Raw genomic sequence first — 18,680 nt, 5'->3', positions numbered from 1 at the left:
GCACTCGCCGGCCTTGCGTTGGCCTCGTATGAAGAAAAACCCCGCCAGAGCGTATGCCCCGGCGGGGTTTTTTGTATCTGGCGCGGGGTTTTGTCAGCGCATGGCGAAGCCGAACCAGCCCGTGCTGCTGGCGCCCATGCGGCGCGGGCGGCGGACGTTGCGCGCCGTGTGCACGGTGGCGGGCGCAGCGAGCGCGCGCAGCGTCGCATTGGGACGGTACAGCAGTGTGCGCAGCGAGAAGTGGCGGGCGCCCGCGCGCAGGCGCAGCACCGAGAAGAACGAATGGAACCAGGCGCGCATGCCGTCCACGGCGCGGGCGTCGCGCACGTGCTGCGCGAGGGCGCGCGTGCGCGCCGCGTGATGGCGCAGGGCGCGCACGACGTGACGGCGGGCGGGGCGTGCCGCTTTCAGGGCGGCATGGGTCATGCGGCGGGTGCTGAAAAGGGTATGCATGGCGTGTGTGGTGTCAGGTTCAGTGTGCGCCTTGCGCGAGGCTTCGCGCGGCACATCGATTCGAGCAGCAATCGTGCCCATCTTCACGATGGTCACGGTAACGGGAATCACGGGATGGATCGTACGGAGTGCGCGAACCAGAACGCAGCGCGTCGGCGCGGACTGTGGGCTCACGCTTCGCGCATTGCTGGCGCATGTTCGGGTATCGCGCGGTCTTGGTGGACAGGGCTTCGGCTGCGGCCCGCGATCGATGTTCTGGGTGAGGAAACTGCATGCGCGCAGACTACACGTGAATCGTGACGCCCGAAAGTCGGTTAATACCCGCGCCTGGCTCAAGCTTGAGTCAGGTCGTCGTCGTTGAGTTGCCATCGCGGTGCATTTGCATCACGGTTGTGCGCGGACACCCCTTCCGCGTGCACGCGCACGTTTTACAATCGAGCGATTGGCGCGCGCGAACTCAGAACAAGTTGAACCAGAATGAGCAAGCGCCGCCGTTGCCGCAGCCTCTCATGGATGCGGTCCTCGCAGGCCTCGAACAACGGAAGTCCCATGTCAGTCCAATCCAAAAAGGAACAGGTGCAGGCGCTGCGCGAGCGCGGTTTCGTGGTCGTGTCGGGGCTCGTCTCGCCAGAGCGGTGCGACGAACTCAAGCACGTGGCGCAGGAGCAATTGCACGCGGCCGCCGCGCCGCTCGAATTCGAAGCCGATTTGCGTTATCCCGGCGCGCCCGAGTCGAAAGACTCGCCCGGCGGCCACACAGTGCGCCGCCTGCTTGACGCGCACGCGCGCCATGCGCGTTTTCGCGAGTGGGCGACCTCGCCCGAGATCACGGGCTGGATGGAGCTGTATTTCGGCGAAGAGCCGGTGCTCTCGCGCGCCCATCACAACTGCATGATGACCAAGCACCCTATGTACGGCAGCCTCACGGGCTGGCATCGCGATTCGCGCTACTGGTCGTTCGAGCGCGACGATCTGGTGTCGGTGTGGCTCGCGCTCGGGAGCGAGACGGTCGAGAACGGCGGGCTGTGGTTCGTCCCCGGCTCGCACACGGAGCCGTTCACCTCGGAGCGCTTTGACGCCTCGAAATTCTTCCGCGCCGACTTGCCCGAGAACCAGGCATGGATCGATCGCGCGACGTCGCCCAAGCTCAAGGCGGGCGACGTCGTGTTCTTCCACTGCAACACGCTGCACTCGGCGGGCCAGAACCTGAGCAGCGACGTGAAGTTCTCGCTCGTGTTCACTTACCACGGCGCGAGCAATGTGCCGCTGCCGGGCACGCGCTCGGCCTCGCTGCCCGAGGTGAAGCTGGTGTGAGCACGAGGCGTGCGGGGCTGTCGCGCGCTTAGCGCCGGCGTCCGGAAACCGCGAGGCCGGTGATCCCGGCGATGGTCGCGGCCACGCCGGCCGCGATCAGGACCATCGTGCGGTCGGTGGGCGCGCCGGTGACGAGGCGCGAGACGTCGTTCGATAACGAGTGAAACGACTGGCCGCCAAAGTAGAGCAGCACGACGCCGCAAGCGATCAGCGCGAATGAAATCGCTTTGACCATGAAGACCTCCCGGGGTATGACGAACGCCGCAGTGTAGGCGAGCGTCGCCGCGCCGTCCATCCGCGAGTCCCACATGGTGGGCATCTGCAGCCTGCGTGCGGATTGGCTACCATGACAGCCCGCGCACCTGCCGGACTCACTGCCGAACCCTGTCATTCCCTGATTTCGTCGAGGATTCGAACCATGGCCTACGAAGCCGCTGCAGAACGCTATTCGGAGATGCAATACCGCTTTTGCGGCAAATCGGGACTCAAGCTGCCGGCGTTGTCGCTCGGGCTGTGGCACAACTTCGGCGACACCACGCCGATTGCGACGCAGCGCGAAATCCTGCGCACGGCCTTCGATCTCGGCATCACGCACTTCGATCTCGCGAACAATTACGGCCCGCCCTACGGCAGCGCCGAAACCAATTTCGGCCGCATTTTCAGGGACGATTTCCGCCCGTATCGCGACGAGCTGCTGATCTCGTCGAAGGCCGGCTGGGATATGTGGCCGGGCCCCTATGGCCAGGGCGGCGGCTCGCGCAAGTACGTGCTCGCGAGCCTCGACCAGAGCCTCAAGCGCATGGGCCTCGATTACGTCGACATCTTCTATTCGCACCGCTTCGACGTGGAGACGCCTTTGGAGGAAACGGCCGGCGCACTCGCCACGGCGGTGCAGCAGGGCAAGGCGCTCTACGTGGGCATCTCGTCGTACTCGGCCGCGAAGACGCGCGAGATGGCGAAGCTGCTGGCCGAATACAAGGTGCCGCTGCTGATCCATCAGCCGTCGTACAACATGCTCAACCGCTGGATCGAGCACGAACTGCTCGATACGCTCGAGAGCCTCGGCACGGGCAGCATTGCGTTCACGCCGCTCGCGCAGGGTCTGCTCACGAACAAGTACCTGAACGGCGTGCCTGAAGATGCGCGAGTGAACCGGCCGGGTGGCGGCTCGCTCAAGAGCGAGCACTTGAGCGCGCAGAACATCGATCACGTGCGCAAGCTCAACGAACTCGCGCAGCGCCGCGGCCAGAGCCTCGCGCAGATGGCGATCGCGTGGACGCTGCGCGGCGGCCGCGTGAGCTCGGCGCTGATCGGCGCGAGCCGTGCGGAGCAGGTGCGCGAGAACGTTGCGGCGCTGAAGAACCTCGAATTCTCGCCGGAAGAACTTGCGGAGATCGATCGTCACGCGACCGAGGGCGGCGTGAATCTGTGGGAGAGGCCGTCGACGGATCAGCACATCTGAAGGCGCGTGACCGCTCTTGGAGCGGCAGCGTTTTGAAGAACCGCTTCGCTTCATGCGAGGCGGTTTTTTTTTCGTCGATGGGTTGCGTGAGCGCTCGTTCGAGACGTCTTCGGCCTGTCATGCGGCGCTGCTAACGTCGCGGCAGTCTTGGCCCCAAGGAGTGCCGATGGAGTCCGCGAGCGTCGTTCGTCCCGTATCTGCCGATGCCGAAGCGCCATTCGCAGCGCGGTTCGATGCGCAGTCGTTGCGGCGCACGCCCCATGTGGGAGCGAATGCCGCACTCATTGCCGTTGCCGGGTTGGCGCTCGGGTATCAGCTAATCGGGTTGCCGCTGCTTCTGCGCGCAGCGGGTGGAGCGTCGCTCGCGCGTTGGCTGTCGCTCGTGCCGGTCCTGCTCGTGGTGCTCGCCACGCCGATCCACTGGGGTTTGATTCACGAGGGCATCCATGGGCAGTTGCTCCCCTCGCGGCGCGCCAATGAAGCCGTTGCACGCGTGCTTGCGATCGGCCTTGCGATTCCGTTCGACGCGGTACGTTTCGGACACCTGATGCATCACCGCTTCACGCGCGAGGCGTTCGATCGCCCCGACGTCGACGATGCGCGCGGCCCGCGCTGGCTGCGCCGCGTTGCATGGTACGCGAGGTTGCTGGGCGGGCTTTACGTGGCCGAGTTGTGCACGCCATTGCTCGCATTCGTGCCGGCGCGCATGGCGCAGGCGCTGGTTGCGCGCGGCGTGGGCGCGCACGGCGCCGAGGGGGAGATCGTGCAGCGGCTCTTCGGCAACCATGCTGCCGATCCTGTGAGGCGTCGCCGCGCGCGTCGTGACGGGCTTGGCTCGCTCGCGCTTTATGGGCTCGCCTTCGCGCTCTATGGGAAAGCGTGGCCGGTGCTGCTGGTGACGATGTATCTGCGCGGGCTATGGCTCTCGCTCGCCGACAACCTGCCGCATTACGGCGTTTCTCTCGACGAGCCCGGCCGCGCGCGCGATTTTCGCGTGCCGCGCGGGGTGGGGGTGCTGCTCATGAATCATCATCTGCATCGCCAGCATCATCTGCATCCGACGCTGCCGTGGGTGGCGCTGCCCGCACTCGGGCGCGCCGAAGAGGCCGCGTCAATGCACGCGCGCATACCGTATTGGCATGCGGCGCTGCGGCAGTTCAGGGGATTGCAACAGGGTGTCGGGGCGCGCTGACGGCAGTCGCAAAGACGCGCGGCCGGCAGCGAACGCAGACGGATAGCGAATAGCGAGTGGCGGCGCAGCGTCGTGGCGCTACATCAGAGCGGGCAGCGTTTCGACCAGCACAACGGCGCACATCGCACCGATCAGCGCGCCGATTACCCGCAGTGTGTTGTGCTTGAATTCGGTTGCGCAGGGCACCGCGCCGAGGAAGAGCGCACCGGCGAGGGCCATCGGGATGATCATCAAGAAGTCGCCGATCGTGAAATAACCTTCCATGCTCGTCTCCTGTCCCATGCAAGTGGGTCATCTCGGCCATTGTGCGGGCCTCAATCGAGTATAGGAGAGGCTAGCGAAGAAGGCGGAACCCGTGCGTGGCCACGGCGCATGCATTGCGTCTCGCAGCCCCGTCTGGCGGCGCTTTGCGGTAGTGTGCGCGATGCGGCGCGCAGAACATGGGTGGCCCGGAAGTATTACGTTCAGCTTTCGTTTGATGGCGCAGAGACCCAGATGCGCGGCCAGGCTCCAGTCTCAGGCCGCGCCGGCACGCTCCCGGGCGCGCAGCCTCCGTGCCCCGGCCAGTCCGGCCACGAGCAGCGCTGCGACGAGCCCCGCCACGCCGCCCCAGCCCAGGCTGGCCCAGAAGTGCCCGCCGATCGACCCCATGATGCTCGAGCCGAGGTAGTACGCGAGCAAGTAGAGCGCCGCGGCCTGGCCCTTCGCCTCTCGCGCGAGGCGGCCGACCCAGCCGCTGGCCACCGCATGCCCCGCGAAGAAGCCGATGGTGAGGCAGCAGATGCCCGCCACGATCATGCCGAGCGACGTGAACATCGTGAGCACGACGCCCGCGAGCATCAGCACGATTGCGGCGATCAGCACGGGCGAGCGGCCGAACTTGTCGGCCATGCGGCCCGACCACGGCGAGGCCACCACACCGGTCAGATAGACGACGAAGATTGCGCCGATGGCGGCCTGGCTCATGTTGTAGGGCGGTGCGATCAGCCGGTAGCCGATGTAGTTGTAGAGCGTGACGAAGCTGCCCATCAGCACGAAGCCGAGTGCGAACAGCACGGGCAGGCCCGGCCGCGCGAAATGGCGCATGAGCGCCGCACGGTGATGGGCGAAGCCGAGGCCGCTTCTCGGCGCGAAATGGCGCGAGGGCGGCAGCAGCGCGCGAAACGCGAACATCGAGGCGAGCCCGAGCACGCCGATCACGGCCACGGCCACGCGCCAGCCGAACAGGTCGGTGCAGATGCCGGTGATCACACGCCCCGCCATGCCGCCGATGGCTGTGCCGCCCACGTAGAGGCCCATCGAGAGGCCGAGGCCGTCGGGGTGCATCTCTTCCGCGAGCCAGGCCATGGCGACCGCGGGCACGCCGCCGAGCGCGATGCCTTCGAGCGTGCGCAGCACGAGCAGCGTGTGCCAGTGGGGCATGAACGCGACGGCGAGCGTGAGCAGCGAGGAGAGCGTGAGCGAGGCGGTCATCATGCCGCGCCGGCTCCAGCCTTCGGAGACGAAGCCCGCCACGAAGATCGCGCAGGCGAGCGCGGCTGTGGTGAACGAGAGCGCGAGGCTGCTTTGCGCCGGGCTCACGCCGAACGCCTGCGAGAACGCGGGCAGCAGCGGCTGCACGCAATAGAGCAGCGAAAACGTGGCATAGCCCGCGAACAGCAGCGCGAGGCTAGCGCGCCAGAAAGCGGGCGTGCCGCGCTCGATATAGGGTATGGCGGATGATGCGGCGCTGGGCGCGGCGGTGTTGCGCCCGGCGCCCGGTGATGCAGTCACGACTCGAACTCCTCGTGCAAATTGGCAAAAGCGGGCAAAGGCGCAACGATACGCCTTCCGCACGATCCCTGCCTTGCCCGATTGCAGGCCCAATTGCAGGCCCGCCGCCGCGCCGCTTTATGGCGGTGTGCCGCCGCTCGCGGACTCGTGCGGATGCACGAGTGCGTCGTTGGTGGGCAGCGCCGCTGTGCTCCAGCCGCCGCCCAGCGCCTTCACGAGCGCGACGCTCGCCGCGAGGCGCCGGCGCGCGATGCTCACGGCCTGGCGTTCGTTGGTGAGCGCCGTGGTTTGTGCGGCCACCACGTCGAGATAGGTGATCGCGCCGCTCTTGTAGCGGTTCTCGATGATCGCGAGCGTGCGCTTCGCGGCGTCCACCGCGCGGTCCTGCGCGACGGCCTCCTGTTCGAGCACGCGCAAGGCCGCGAGGTTGTCCTCGACCTGGCCGAACGCGTCGAGCACGGTCTCACGATATTGCGCGACGTTCTCGTCGTATTGCGCGCGCGCCGCGTCGCGCACCGCGGCACGGCCGCCGAAGTCGAGCAGCGTGCCGGCGAGCGTCGGGCCGAGCGACCAGAAGCGCGCGGGCGCGACCAGCCACTGGCTGAAGTTGGTCGCCTCCAGGCCGCCCGTGACCGCGAGCATGAGGCTTGGGAAGAACGCCGCCGTGGCCACGCCCACTTGGGCATTCGCGGCGGCCACGCGGCGCTCGGCGGCGGCGATGTCGGGGCGGCGCTCCAGCAGCGTCGACGGCACGCCGGGCGGTGCGACCAGCGCCTGCGCCGTGAGCGGCGCGCCGGGCAGCACGGGCAGCGCGAAGGTGGACGGCGATTGCCCCGTGAGGATCGCAATCGCGTGTTCGAGCTGCGCGCGCTGCACGCCCAGATCGATCGCCTGCGCCTCGGTGGTCTGCAATTGCGTCTGCGCCTGGCCCACGTCGGCGTCGGTGGCGATGCCGCCGTCGTAGCGGTGCTGCGTGAGCGCGAGGGATTCGCGGTAGGCGCCGATCGTGTCTTCGAGCAACTGACGCTCGCGGTCCAGGCCGCGCAGCTCGAAGTAGTCGGTCGCCAGTTCGGCCTGCATCGAGAGCAGCACCGCCTGCATGTCGGCGGCGCTCGCCTGGGCGTTGGCCTGCGCGCTTTCGACGCCGCGCGCGACGCGGCCCCAGACATCGGGCTCCCAGGTGGCGTCGAGGCCGACGAGGTAGTCGTTGATCGTTTGACCCGCCGTCGACTTGAACTCGATGTTCTGCGAGGTCCGCGTGCGCGAATAGCCCACGCCCGCAGTGACGGTCGGGAAAAAGGTCGAGCGCTGCTGGGCGACGTTCGCGCGCGCGGCGCGAAAGTGCGCCTGCGCGGCCTGCACGTTCTGGTTTGCCTGCTCGACCTGCGCTTCGAGCGCATCCAGTTGCGGGTCGCCGTAGATCGACCACCACGCGCCGCGCGGCGCGGTGTCGGCCGGTTGCGCGTTCGTCCAGCCGGTGCCTTCGAGCTCCTTGTAGGTCGCGGCGACGCCGATCTGCGGGCGCACGTAGTCGGGGCCGACTTTGCAGCCCGCGAGCGCGGCGCTCAGCGCAACGCAGAGCATCGCGCGGCGCAGCGGGCCGCGCCGCGCGAAAGCGTTCGGGGCTGGAGTGCCGATAGCGTGCCGCACAGCCGCTTTCAAGCCGATCGATCTCACGACGCCGCCTTCCCGACGATGCGCACCGGCGTCCCATCGACGATCGAATCCTGCGGGTTCACGATCACGCGCTCGTTCCCGGTGAGCCCGGCGGCCACTGCCACACGCGTGCCGAAGTCGGTGCCGAGCGTGACATTGACGAGCTTCACGCGCCCGTTCTCGGCCACCGTCGCGACCTTCACGCCATCGGGCCGGAACAGGAATGCGTTGCCCGGCAGCGTGAGCGGCGTGGCGCTGCCATCGAGCGCGAAATGCACCTGCGCATAGGCGCCGGGCAGCAGCTCGCCGTCAGGATTGTCGACATCCACTTCCACAAGCAGCGTGCGCTGCTGCGGATCGACCGCGCCCGCCGTGCGCGCGACCACGCCCGGGTAGCGCTTGCCCTGCGTCTCGTTGAGCGTGAGGTACGCGTGTTCGCCCGGCCGGATCTGTTGCGCGTAGGCCTGCGGCACGTTCGCGTAGACGCGCAGACGGTCGGCCTGCGCGACATGGAACAGCTCCTTTTGCGTTCCGCCCGAGCTGCCCGCGTCGATCAGCGCGCCCACATCGGTGTTGCGCGCCGTGACGATGCCGTCGAACGGCGCGTTCACCTTCTCGTACGACTGCAGCTGCGAGAGCCGCGAGACGTTGTAGCGCGCCGCGTCGAGCGTCGCTTTTTTCGCGAGCATGTCGGCTTGCTTTTCGTCTGCGTCCTGCTTCGCCACCGAACGGGTCTGGAGCATTTGCGCCCAGCGATCGGCGGTCGTTTTCGCGAGCGCGTAGTTCGCCTCGGCATTCGCGAGATCGGCGCGCGCGGCGCGCAACTGGTCGTCGACTTCGGGCGCGTCGATTTCGGCGAGCAACTGGCCGGCCTTCACATGCGCGCCGATATCCGCATACCACTTGCGCAGATAGCCATTGGTGCGCGCGTAGATGGGCGTGTCGAGAAACGCCTGCACGTTGCCTGGCAGCACGAGATCGAGCGCGTGCGCGGAGCGTTGCGGCGTGACCACCTGCACGCTCAGCGTGCTCGCGCGCTGCGCTTCGCGCTCGAGCGCCGCGTGCGCGTTGAAACGCGACCAGATGCCCTGCGCGGCCAATGCGATCACCACGAGCGCCGCGAGCACGAGCGGCCAGCGGCGCGCACGGCGCGGGCCGCGTGGATCGCGTGGATCTTGCGGCGGCGTGTCAGCGTGGCCCGGCTGCATGGCGGCTCCGCGTCGAAGGAGAAAAGAGAATCGTCGTCATGATTTGGGCACTACGTTTTCGATGGCGCGCTGGCGGTGCTCGCCGAGCTTGCGGTACACGAGCGAGAACACCACGGGCACGAAGATGAGCGTCGCGAGCGTGCCCACCGCGAGCCCGCCGATCACGGCGCGCCCGAGTGGCGCGTTCTGCTCGCCGCCTTCGCCGAGACCGATGGCCATCGGCACCATGCCGATCACCATGGCGAGCGCCGTCATCAGCACCGGGCGAAAGCGCGTGAAGCCCGCCTCGATGGCGGCGCGAGCGGCGTCGCCGTGCTCGCGCAACTGCTCGCGCGCGAAGCTGATCACGAGAATCGAGTTCGCCGTGGCGATGCCGATGCACATGATGGCGCCCGTGAGCGCGGGAATGGAGACCGTGGTGTGCGTGAGGAACAGTATCCAGACGATACCCGCGAGCGCACCGGGCAGCGCTGAAATGATGATGAGCGGATCGAGCCACGACTGGAAGTTCACGACGATCAGCAGGTAGACGAGCACGATGGCGAACACGAGTCCGCCCAATAGTCCGGAGAACGAATTGTTCATCGTGTCGACCTGGCCGCGCAGGGTGACCGTCGAGCTCTTGGGCAAATCGGCATGCGACTCGGCGATGATTTTCTGGACGTCGTCGGAGACCGCGCCCAGATCGCGGCCATCCGCGCTCGCGTAAATGTCGATCGTGGTCTGCGCGTTGTAGTGCGTGACGACCGCGTCGCCGGACACGCGCCGCATGCTCGCGAGCGAGCCGAGAATGTTGCTGCGCCCGTTCGCGGTGAGCGGAATGTTCGCGAGCGACTGCAGCGAATCGATCGTGTATTGCGGCGCTTCGGTGATGACGTTGTAGCTCACGCCGTTCATGGGATTGAGCCAGAACGTGGGCGTGGTCTGCTGGCTGCCCGAGAGCGTGATGAGCAGGTCGCTCGCCACGTCTTTCTGCGTGAACCCCGCTTGTTGCGCGCGCGTGCGGTCCACGTCGATGAAGATGCGCGGCAGGTCGGCGGGCTGCTGGATGCGCGCGTCGGCGAGACCCGGCACGCCGCGCAGCTTCGCGAGCAGGCGCGCGGCGTACGCGCGGTTGGCGTCCACATCGCGGCCCATGATCTGCACGTCGATCGGCGCGGGCATGCCGAAGTTCAGCGTCTGGCTCACGATGTCGGCGGGCAGGAAGGCGAACTGGACGCCCGGGAATTCGTCGTTGAGCGTGCGCCGCAACAGGCGCACGTAGTCCGCGGTCGGGTGGTGGTCTTCGGCGAGCGAGATCAGCACGTCGGCGTCCGAGGTGCCGATCGTGCCGGTGTTGCTGTACGAGAGATTGATGCCCGAGACCGGCAGGCCGATGTTGTCGATGATCGAATGCAGCTCGCGCGCGGGAATCAGCTGGCGGATACGTTTGTCGATGCGGTCGGTGATGACGGCGGTTTCTTCCACGCGCGTGCCGGTCTTGGCACGCAGATGCAGCGCGATCGTGCCCGCATCCACTTGCGGAAAGAAGTCGCGGCCGAGGAAAGGCAGCAACAGCATCGAGACGCCGCAGCAGGCGAGAAACGCCGTAACGAACCACACGGGATGCGCGACGCGCGCCGCGAGAAACGCGCGATAGCGCACGCGCGTGTGCTCGAAACCGCGTTCGAACGCGAGGTGGATGCGCATGAACGGATTGCGCGTGCCCGCGTGCATGTGATGGAGGTCGGCGGGCTTGTGGTGGTAGCGCAGCAGATACTTCGCGAGCGTGGGCACGAGCGTGCGCGAGAAGAAGTACGACGCCAGCATCGCGAACACCACGGCTTCGGCGAGCGGGATGAACAGATAATGCGCGACGCCCGTGAGCAGGAACATCGGCACGAACACGATGCAGATCGAGAGCGTGGAGACGAGCGTGGGCACCGCGATCTGGTGCGCGCCGTCGAGAATCGCCTGTTCGAGTGTCTTGCCCTGTTCGAGCTGCTGGCTGATGTTCTCGATGGCGACCGTTGCGTCGTCAACAAGTATGCCGACGGCGAGCGCGAGGCCGCCGAGCGTCATGATGTTGATGGTCTCGCCGAGCGCCGCGAGCGCGATGATCGAAGTGATCATCGAGAGCGGAATGGAAATGGCGATGATGAGCGTCGCGCGCCAGTTGCCGAGAAACAGCAGGATCATGAGCGCGGTGAGCGCGGCGGCGATGAGCGCCTCGCGCAGCACGCCCTGCACGGCGGCGCGCACGAACAGCGACTGGTCGGCGACCGGGTCGATGTTGAACGAGGGCGGCACGAGATTGTGCAGCACCGGCATCATCGCCTTGATGCGGTCGACGATCTCGAGCGTGGATGTGTTGCCGCTCTTGTTGATGGTGAGCAGCGACGCGCGCTGGCCGTTCACGCGCACGATGTTGGTCTGCGGCACGAAGCCGTCGCGCACGTGCGCGACGTCGCGAATATAAATCGTGCCCGCCGCCGTGGTTTTCACGGGGATGTCGTTCAGCCCTGCTATGGTGCTGGGGCTCGCGTTCATCAGCACCGAATATTCGGCCGCGCCGATCTTCGCCGTGCCCGAGGGCAGGATGAGATTCTGCGCGCTGATGGCGTTCACCACGTCCATCGGCGAGAGGTTGTGCTGCTGCAGCGCGCGCTGGTCGATGTCGACCATGATCTGCCGCTGCTTGCCGCCATAGGGCAGCGGTGCGGAGGCGCCCGGCACCGTGGCGAGCTGGGTCTTGAGGAAGTTGTTGCCGTAGTCGAACAACTCCTGCTCGGTGAGCAGCGGCGAGGACAGCGACAGGCGCAGGATCGGCACCGTCGAAGCGTTGTAGCGCAGGATGAAGGGCGGGGTGATACCGGGGGGCAGCGAGCGCAGTTGCGCCTGCGAGAGCGACGTGACTTCGGCCAGCGCCTCGTCCACGTTGGCGTGCGGCTGGAAGAAGATCTTCACGACCGTCACGCCGTTAAGCGAGGTGGACTCGGTGTGCTCGATGTCGTTGACGGCCACCGAGAGCCCGCGCTCGTAATTGATGGCGATGCGCTTGGACATCTCGTCGGCGGGCAGGCCCGTGTAGGTCCAGATGACCGAGAGCACGGGAATGTCGATGTTCGGGAAGATATCCGTGGGCGTGCGCAGGATCGTCAGCGGGCCGACGATCAGGAGCAGCAGCGCCAACACGATGAACGTGTAGGGGCGCTTGAGTGCGAGCCTGACGATCCACATGAAACGGCAGCTTCCTTCGCGGGTGGCGGTGTTATGGCCGATATCAGCACACAGCTATCGCGCGGTGCTCGCGCAGTTGTCATGCTGTTACCGGATCGGGCGGCGGGCGAACGCGCGGGGCGCGTTGCGGCGCAATGGGCTGGCGGCGGCCTGTGTATCCAGCACGCGCCGTTTGTCTCCGTGTGTAGCCTTTTGGCAGGACTATAACGCCTGCCCGTAATAGTCAGAGTACTTTTGCAGCCGGCCCCCCACAAGCGTACCGGGCCGTGTTTACCATCTGTTACAGTCAGGATTTCGTAAGTCGAACGGGGGGCGCGAGCCGCCCCCCTATTTTTGCTTTGCGCAAGTTGCCAAAATGAGGCAAAAATGTGTAAACCGGTTGGGGCGCAAGCGCGAAAGAAGTGTGGGAGAAGCGTGAAAGCGGCTCGCCGGAGCAGGTTGGATGTGTGCGCAACATCGAAGGCACACCAGTTTTTGTCAGCACACTGACTGGCCTTTCCTGGGAGGAGGCCAGCAATGGAATGGGAACGGGGAAACATCATGCAAGTCGGTTCTATCGTCCGCACCGTGCATATCGCAGTGCCTCATGGCGCGCGCGGTATCGTGATGCGCATTCTCGGCGACATGGCCATGGTTACCTGGTACATCGGGGAACCTGGCGCGTCGAAGCAGCTCAACACCGAACCCTTTTTTCTGGTGGACCTGATAGACACGGGCGAACACGTCATGCCCGCCGGCGCGAACCTGCATTGAGCGCGCCCTGAATTTGGCCTGAATTTGCGCTGACCTCGCCGCAGCGGCGCTGCACGATGCACAATGCGCAGATGAACGATCCAACCACATTTGCATCCGGCGAGCCGCCGGACGCGGGCCCGGCCGCACCGTATGCTCGCCTCACGCCCGAGTGCGTCCTCGACGCCGTCGACGGCATCCTGATGCCCGCGGGCCGTCGCACCGACGGCCGCATGCTGGCGCTCAACAGCTACGAGAACCGCGTCTACCAGATCGGCGTGGAGGACGAAGCGCCGCTCGTCGCGAAGTTCTATCGTCCCGAGCGCTGGAGCAACGAAGCCATTCTCGAAGAGCACGCGTTTGTGGCTGAACTTGCCGCGCGCGAGATTCCCGCGGTGCCCGCCCTCGTGCTCGAGGGTCGTACGCTGCACGAGCACGAGGGCTATCGCTTCGCGCTGTTCGAGCGGCGCGGCGGCCGCGCGCCCGACCTCGACCGCAGCGAGACGCTCGAATGGCTCGGGCGCTTTATCGGGCGCATTCACGCGGTGGGCGCCACCCAGCCGTATCAGGCGCGGCCATCGATCGACATCGAAAGCTACGGCTACGAGCCGCGCGCGTACCTGCTCGAACACGGCTTCGTGCCCGCCGACGTGCGCGAAGCGTGGGAAGCGGTCGTCGCGCTCGCGCTGCAAGGCGTGGAGGCGGCGTTCGAGCGCGCCGGCGACGTGCGCAAGCTGCGTCTGCACGGCGACTGCCACCCGAGCAACGTGCTGTGGACCGAAGCGGGACCGCATTTCGTCGACTTCGACGACAGCCGCATGGGTCCCGCTATCCAGGATTTGTGGCTGCTGCTGCCCGGCGATCGCGCAGACGCCTCGCGCGCACTCGCCGATCTGCTCGCCGGCTACGAGGACTTCTGCGAATTCGATCAGCGCGAATTGCATTTGACCGAAGCGCTGCGCACGCTGCGGCTCATTCACTACTCGGCCTGGCTCGCGCGGCGCTGGGGCGATCCGGCCTTCCCGGCGGCGTTCCCCTGGTTCAACACGCAGCGCTACTGGGAAGAGCGCATTCTCGAATTGCGCGAGCAGATCGGCGCGATGCAGGAAGGGCCGCTCTGGCCCGTGTGAGTTGCGCGTCACTACATACGTGGCACGACGGTCTGCGGCTCCTCGATCTCCATTACGTTGGCAGCCGGTTTCGCCGCAACGGGCTTGACGATCAGCGGGGCGCGCAGGTCGCGCGCCATCGTTTCGAAGGTGGGCCGCATCTGCGCGAAGTCGGCGGGACTGCACACGTCGCTCGGAAAATGCGTGTTGCCCGTGCGCATCACGCGCAGCACGTTGGCGTGGGTGTCGAGCGTGTATTGCGAGCTGTAATCGATCAGCGTGGTTGCGGCGCGCTGCGGCGAGGGCATGTCGAGCACGCGCAGCCCCGGCGGCAACTCGATCCTCGTGCGTTCGGTCACGGCCACATTACGGCACACGAACGGCTGCGTGCGGCGCGTTTCGCCGAGCCAGTAGCGCAGATTGGCGTCGATGCCGCCCACGAGGCTCGTGAGCGTGGGCACCGGCGTGGTCATCAGCGGGTCGACGAAGCCGTCCAGCGTGCCCGTGAGCGTCACCACGAGCGGTCCTGAGGTGGCGTCGAGCGGGCTCGATGCGAGCATGGCGCTGCCGCGCAGGTTTGCGTTGCGCAGTTCCCATTGCAGCGATTCCTCGCGCTGCGCGGGCGTTTGCAGGCGCAGCACGCTGCGTGTTTGCTCCGCGGCCCAGCCCTTCGATTCCAGACGATAGACGAAGCGCGCCGTGCCATCGGGCGCGACGGTGATGTCCAGATCGCTGTCGCGCGCGGTCAGTTCGGTGGCCGGCGTGCGCATGAGCGTGCCGTCACCGGCGAGCACGGTCTCGCGGTTCATGTCCGTCGAAGGCAGATAACCGAACTCGACGTTATTCGCCGTGGAGTCCGAGAATAGCGCCAGGTCGGGCAGCCACGTGATGACGTGATTGATCACGCCGAAGCCCGGCACGGACGGCAGCGAGTAGATCGTGCCGCTGTTCAGGAGCGCGGGCACATTGCGCACGCCCACGGCGTCGAGCAGCGCGCCATAGAGCGCGACGTGGTCCTTGCAGTCGCCGTAGCGGTTCGCGAGCACCTCGGTCACGCGATGCGGCACGATCTCGCCGCGCCCAACATTGACCGCCACGTAGCGGATATTGCGGCGGACCCAGTCGTAGAGCGTTTGCGCTTTCGCGCGCGGCGTGGCATCGCGCGCTGTGAGCGTTTGCGCCAGCCGCACGATGGCCTCGTCGCGCGCATCCGGGTCGACGGCGGCTTCGCGGTACACCTTCGCGAATGCCGCGTAGTCAGGGAAGGTTGAGACCATCAGCCGGTCGCCGTAACTTACGTAGGAAACCGAACCATATTCGAGGCGCGCGAAATTCGCCTTGTCATAGCGGTATTCATAGCGCGTGCGGCCGTTCGCCGTGACCGGTTCGAGCACGGTGAAGCCGCGCGCGTCGGCGTAGAGCGGCACCTTCGCGGGCAAGTCGTAGATCACGCGGAAGTTGTGCGTGGGCGCCATGTCGGGCGGCGTGAAGTCGCTGAACCAGCCGGGCACGAGCGGCACGCGCTGGGTCTTGCGCCACGTGAGATGCACGCGCGCGCCGGGCTCGACGGCGGGGAACACGATGACCTTGTCCTGCACGTCCTGGAACATCGGGGCATCGAAGGAGCGCACTTCCTGCACGTCGCGAATCTGCTCGGGCCGCACGTCGTGGCGCTGGCCCTGGGCGTCCTCGGTCCATGCCTCCAGCACGTCGACGTGCGCCATGCCGCGGTTGAACCACACGTAATACTGGCCCGCGCGCGCGATGCCGGCTTCGGTGTTAATGCGAAGCGTGAGCGAGTCGACCTTGGTGAAGGAGCCGTTGGCGTTGATGGTGAAGGTCTGCGTCTCCGACTCGTTGGTGTAGGGTGCCTGGTCGGCGGCGTTGCGGACCGTGGCTGCGTCGGTCTCCGCAGTGGTCTCGATGGGCGCGGACATCTCCGCCGCATGTGCGCCGCAGGCCGGGCCGAGGACTGCCAGATAAAGAACGAGGACGTGGCGCATGACGGCGTTCCGTGAGCGGCGCAGCGGTTATGGGGACGGCTCTCGCAGGTATTCGGCGCAATACCTTCACTTAAAAGTCATGCAATTGGCTTGTCAAGCGGATCCCGCTCATTGCGCACGCCTTGTCTTTACGTTTTGCCTTCTATTTGTGTAATAATAATTATTCTCATTTTCAATCATTGGACTGGCACACGACTCCCGTGTGCCTCATCTGGAGTCGTGCCTTGAACGCCCGTCTTGACGAGCCTCTGATCGAACCCGCGAGCGCCGAAGCCGGTGCTGGCGTTCGCATCGATCCCCCGCACCGCGCCGCCCAGCCCTTCGACGCCGCCGATTTCGCCGAGCGGCGCAAGCGCTCGCGCCGCGCGACCTTCATCAAGTGGCTGCGCAAGGTGCATGGCTGGGTGGGGCTGTGGGGCGCCGTGCTGGGACTGCTGTTCGGCGTGACGGGCTTTCTGCTCAACCATCGCGCCGGGCCACTGCATATTTCGACGGGCGCGCCGCAGGTCACGCAGATGAAGCTCGCACTGCCCGCCGAGCGTCCCGCCACGCCCGAGGCGCTCGCGCGCTGGCTCCAGCAGGAGCTTGCGTTCGACGGCAAGCCTGGCAAGATCCGCCGCGAGCGCGCACATCCGGTCGCGTGGGGCGAGCGCAGCGTCGTGCAGCCCGAGTCGTGGCAGCTCATGCTGATGGGGCCGCGCCAGAGCGTCACCGCGGAGTACTGGGTGGGCGACAGCACCGTCGCCGTGCGGCGTACCGAGGGCTCATTCCTCGCGACGCTCACCAATCTGCACAAAGGCGTGGGCATGAGTATCGGCTGGGTGCTGCTCATGGACACCATCGCGGGCAGCCTCATCCTGCTTTCGCTGACCGGCGTGCTGCTGTGGACCGAGCTCAACCGCCGCCGCACCACGGGTGTCGTGCTCGTGGTGGGATCGGTGGCGGCTGCGCTGGCGTTCGGGCTGGTGTAACGCTCATTTGGCCCGCTTGCACCCGCCTGCACCCGCTTTCGCACACTTGCGCCCGCAACCGAAAACCCGCTTTGCGTGTACGCACTGCGCACCTTGATGGCAGACACGCGCCGGTGGGGCGTAGCATCGCACTCGTGAAAACCGCCAACGCGGAGTGAACGATGGTGCGGCTCATGATGATCCTGCTGGGCGTCGATTACCTGCGCGCACGTTGGCGTGGGGTGCTGGTCGTGGGCGCGGTGAGCGCCGCGATCGGCGCCGGGCTCTTCATCGACGCGCTCGATGGCGTGCTCTATTTTCGCGTCGCGCCGTTCGGCTGGCTGCTGCTCGTCGAAGGGCTCGCGACGCTCGCGGTTGCGTGGACCGGCATGGGCGGCCAGCGTACGCTGCGCTACGTGAAGGGGCTCGCGTTCTGCCTCACCGCCGGGCTCATTCTTTCGGGCTACCGGCATGCGTCGTTCATCCTCTCGATGGTGTTCGCGACGCTCTTTCTCGCCGATGGCCTGCTGCAAATCGCTTCCGCCTGGGTCGTGCGCTACCGCACCTGGAAATACGCGGTGGCGGGCGGCGTGCTCGAAATCGCCATCGCGATCTTTCTTTATCAGCCGTATCCCACGCATTACAAGGGCACGGTGCCGTATTGCCTCGGCCTCGCACTGTTCTTCACCGGCTGGAACCTGCTGCTGCTCGCCTTGCGCGCGCGGCGGCTCGGCGTGAATCCGGCGGTGGCTCAGGGCGGCGCGGCGGCGCTCGCGGCGAGCGCCGTGGGCGTGAAGGGCGGGGTTGGCGCGCGGCTCACGCAGACCGTGTTCGACGGGCCGCCCGGGGACCACGAGCGCGCGCTTACCGTGCACGTGTGGACGCCCGTGGGCACCTCGAAGGCAGAGGCGCGGCGTCAGCCGGTGATCGACCGCTATATCGCGGCCGTGGACCGCGACGGCGTGATCTCGACCGGGCACGCGGCGCTGGAGACACCCGAGAACGTCTACATCAGCCTGTATCCGGCCGTTGAGATCGACCGCTCGCCCGACGAGTTCTCGCGCCTCCTGCGGGCGACTGCCGAGAACGACGTGCCGGGCCTGTTCCAGCCCGATTACGCGACCGAGTCGAAGGCGTGGTGCCCGTCCACGCGCAAGGTGCGCATCCGCAACTACGATGCGCAGCGGCTCGCGCGCTTCTGGCAGCACTATCGCGCCGATACGACCTACAACCTCACGCACCGCAACTGCTCGAGCACGGTCTCGCACGCGCTGGAGGCGGCGCTTGAAGGCGCGACGCCGCGCGTGTGGGGCGGCGGCTGGCTCGCCTTCGTGCGGATGCTGGCGACGCCGGAGCTATGGGTGGCCGCGCAGGTGCGCAAGCGCGGCCAGACCATGGCGTGGACGCCCGGCCTGACGCTCGACTATGCGCGGGCGCTGAGCATGCTCGCCGACCCACGCCCGGCAGGGTGGACGCGCGCGATGCGGCTGGTGCGCACGCGGCTCGGGCGTGGGCTCAAACCGCACGGCGCACGCGAACGTAGCGGGAACTCCGGGGATGGGCGCGGCGCGGGCTCGCACGGCGCTTGAAGCGTCGTGCCTGCCGCGCC

15 protein-coding genes are annotated in these 18,680 nt (G+C 66.9%); 7 read left to right on the top strand and 8 right to left on the bottom strand.

Annotated elements, in window-relative coordinates; genetic code table 11:
* Window positions 1-93: 93 nt before the first annotated feature.
* Window positions 94-453 (bottom strand): hypothetical protein, encoded by a 360-nt coding sequence (locus tag HV773_RS25115; RefSeq protein WP_129563242.1) that lies wholly within the window; start codon window positions 451-453, stop codon window positions 94-96.
* Window positions 454-1,002: 549 nt separating this feature from the next.
* Between HV773_RS25115 and HV773_RS25110 the strand changes: the two genes are divergently transcribed.
* On the top strand, window positions 1,003-1,767 hold the full coding sequence (locus HV773_RS25110) for a phytanoyl-CoA dioxygenase family protein (protein WP_129560909.1): 765 nt from the start codon (window positions 1,003-1,005) through the stop codon (window positions 1,765-1,767).
* 28 nt (window positions 1,768-1,795) lie between these two features.
* Here the strand turns inward: HV773_RS25110 and HV773_RS25105 are convergent, their stop codons facing one another.
* Window positions 1,796-2,002: a DUF3185 family protein gene (locus HV773_RS25105; RefSeq protein WP_035523960.1), complete on the bottom strand. Its 207-nt coding sequence runs from the start codon at window positions 2,000-2,002 to the stop codon at window positions 1,796-1,798.
* Between the two features lie 183 nt (window positions 2,003-2,185).
* Between HV773_RS25105 and mgrA the strand changes: the two genes are divergently transcribed.
* Window positions 2,186-3,229, top strand: coding sequence for an L-glyceraldehyde 3-phosphate reductase (gene mgrA / locus HV773_RS25100; protein ID WP_129560910.1), 1,044 nt, complete (start codon window positions 2,186-2,188; stop codon window positions 3,227-3,229).
* A 166-nt stretch (window positions 3,230-3,395) separates the two neighbouring features.
* Complete coding sequence (locus HV773_RS25095) at window positions 3,396-4,421, top strand: fatty acid desaturase (protein WP_129560911.1); 1,026 nt, start codon at window positions 3,396-3,398, stop codon at window positions 4,419-4,421.
* 78 nt (window positions 4,422-4,499) lie between these two features.
* On the opposite strand, the gene HV773_RS25090 is transcribed toward HV773_RS25095, so the two are convergent.
* The 5 genes from HV773_RS25090 to HV773_RS25070 form a co-directional block, all read right to left on the bottom strand.
* Window positions 4,500-4,685 (bottom strand): hypothetical protein, encoded by a 186-nt coding sequence (locus HV773_RS25090; RefSeq protein ID WP_129560912.1) that lies wholly within the window; start codon window positions 4,683-4,685, stop codon window positions 4,500-4,502.
* A 252-nt stretch (window positions 4,686-4,937) separates the two neighbouring features.
* A complete protein-coding gene (locus HV773_RS25085) occupies window positions 4,938-6,194 on the bottom strand; it encodes an MFS transporter (RefSeq protein ID WP_129560913.1) in 1,257 nt (418 codons plus the stop codon).
* 117 nt (window positions 6,195-6,311) lie between these two features.
* Window positions 6,312-7,778 carry an efflux transporter outer membrane subunit gene (locus HV773_RS25080; RefSeq protein WP_129563243.1) on the bottom strand — a complete coding sequence of 489 codons (1,467 nt, stop codon included), beginning with the start codon at window positions 7,776-7,778 and terminating at the stop codon, window positions 6,312-6,314.
* Window positions 7,779-7,867: 89 nt separating this feature from the next.
* The gene (locus HV773_RS25075) at window positions 7,868-9,058 is read right to left on the bottom strand and encodes an efflux RND transporter periplasmic adaptor subunit (RefSeq protein WP_129560914.1); all 1,191 of its coding nucleotides are present in this window, start codon (window positions 9,056-9,058) and stop codon (window positions 7,868-7,870) included.
* Between the two features lie 36 nt (window positions 9,059-9,094).
* Window positions 9,095-12,277, bottom strand: coding sequence for an efflux RND transporter permease subunit (locus HV773_RS25070; RefSeq protein WP_129560915.1), 3,183 nt, complete (start codon window positions 12,275-12,277; stop codon window positions 9,095-9,097).
* A gap of 540 nt (window positions 12,278-12,817) precedes the next feature.
* On the opposite strand from HV773_RS25070, the gene HV773_RS25065 reads away from it, so the two are divergent.
* Entirely contained in the window at window positions 12,818-13,030 is a 213-nt protein-coding gene (locus HV773_RS25065; protein WP_129563244.1) for a hypothetical protein, read from the top strand.
* Between the two features lie 71 nt (window positions 13,031-13,101).
* Window positions 13,102-14,139 (top strand): serine/threonine protein kinase, encoded by a 1,038-nt coding sequence (locus tag HV773_RS25060; protein WP_129560916.1) that lies wholly within the window; start codon window positions 13,102-13,104, stop codon window positions 14,137-14,139.
* A gap of 11 nt (window positions 14,140-14,150) precedes the next feature.
* On the opposite strand, the gene HV773_RS25055 is transcribed toward HV773_RS25060, so the two are convergent.
* Window positions 14,151-16,121, bottom strand: a complete 1,971-nt coding sequence (locus tag HV773_RS25055; RefSeq protein ID WP_129560917.1) for a DUF3857 domain-containing protein — start codon at window positions 16,119-16,121, stop codon at window positions 14,151-14,153.
* 248 nt (window positions 16,122-16,369) lie between these two features.
* Between HV773_RS25055 and HV773_RS25050 the strand changes: the two genes are divergently transcribed.
* Window positions 16,370-17,092, top strand: a complete 723-nt coding sequence (locus HV773_RS25050; protein ID WP_377730833.1) for a PepSY-associated TM helix domain-containing protein — start codon at window positions 16,370-16,372, stop codon at window positions 17,090-17,092.
* A 161-nt stretch (window positions 17,093-17,253) separates the two neighbouring features.
* Window positions 17,254-18,660 (top strand): HdeD family acid-resistance protein, encoded by a 1,407-nt coding sequence (locus HV773_RS25045; RefSeq protein WP_129560918.1) that lies wholly within the window; start codon window positions 17,254-17,256, stop codon window positions 18,658-18,660.
* The last annotated feature ends 20 nt before the right edge of the window (window positions 18,661-18,680 follow it).

The organism is Paraburkholderia caffeinitolerans, assembly GCF_902859945.1.
Taxonomy (GTDB): Bacteria; Pseudomonadota; Gammaproteobacteria; order Burkholderiales; family Burkholderiaceae; genus Paraburkholderia; species Paraburkholderia caffeinitolerans.
Note: the sequence above shows the minus strand (reverse complement) of the source record. Positions and strands in the feature narration are given on the sequence as shown.

Bases quoted from the DNA above. Each gene is read 5' to 3' on its own strand.
- HV773_RS25115 (WP_129563242.1), bottom strand. From the start codon at position 453: ATGCATACCCTTTTCAGCACCCGCCGCATGACCCATGCCGCCCTGAAA.
- HV773_RS25110 (WP_129560909.1), top strand. From the start codon at position 1,003: ATGTCAGTCCAATCCAAAAAGGAACAGGTGCAGGCGCTGCGCGAGCGC.
- HV773_RS25105 (WP_035523960.1), bottom strand. From the start codon at position 2,002: ATGGTCAAAGCGATTTCATTCGCGCTGATCGCTTGCGGCGTCGTGCTG.
- mgrA (WP_129560910.1), top strand. From the start codon at position 2,186: ATGGCCTACGAAGCCGCTGCAGAACGCTATTCGGAGATGCAATACCGC.
- HV773_RS25095 (WP_129560911.1), top strand. From the start codon at position 3,396: ATGGAGTCCGCGAGCGTCGTTCGTCCCGTATCTGCCGATGCCGAAGCG.
- HV773_RS25090 (WP_129560912.1), bottom strand. From the start codon at position 4,685: ATGGAAGGTTATTTCACGATCGGCGACTTCTTGATGATCATCCCGATG.
- HV773_RS25080 (WP_129563243.1), bottom strand. From the start codon at position 7,778: ATGCTCTGCGTTGCGCTGAGCGCCGCGCTCGCGGGCTGCAAAGTCGGC.
- HV773_RS25075 (WP_129560914.1), bottom strand. From the start codon at position 9,058: ATGCAGCCGGGCCACGCTGACACGCCGCCGCAAGATCCACGCGATCCA.
- HV773_RS25070 (WP_129560915.1), bottom strand. From the start codon at position 12,277: ATGTGGATCGTCAGGCTCGCACTCAAGCGCCCCTACACGTTCATCGTG.
- HV773_RS25065 (WP_129563244.1), top strand. From the start codon at position 12,818: ATGCAAGTCGGTTCTATCGTCCGCACCGTGCATATCGCAGTGCCTCAT.
- HV773_RS25060 (WP_129560916.1), top strand. From the start codon at position 13,102: ATGAACGATCCAACCACATTTGCATCCGGCGAGCCGCCGGACGCGGGC.
- HV773_RS25055 (WP_129560917.1), bottom strand. From the start codon at position 16,121: ATGCGCCACGTCCTCGTTCTTTATCTGGCAGTCCTCGGCCCGGCCTGC.
- HV773_RS25045 (WP_129560918.1), top strand. From the start codon at position 17,254: ATGGTGCGGCTCATGATGATCCTGCTGGGCGTCGATTACCTGCGCGCA.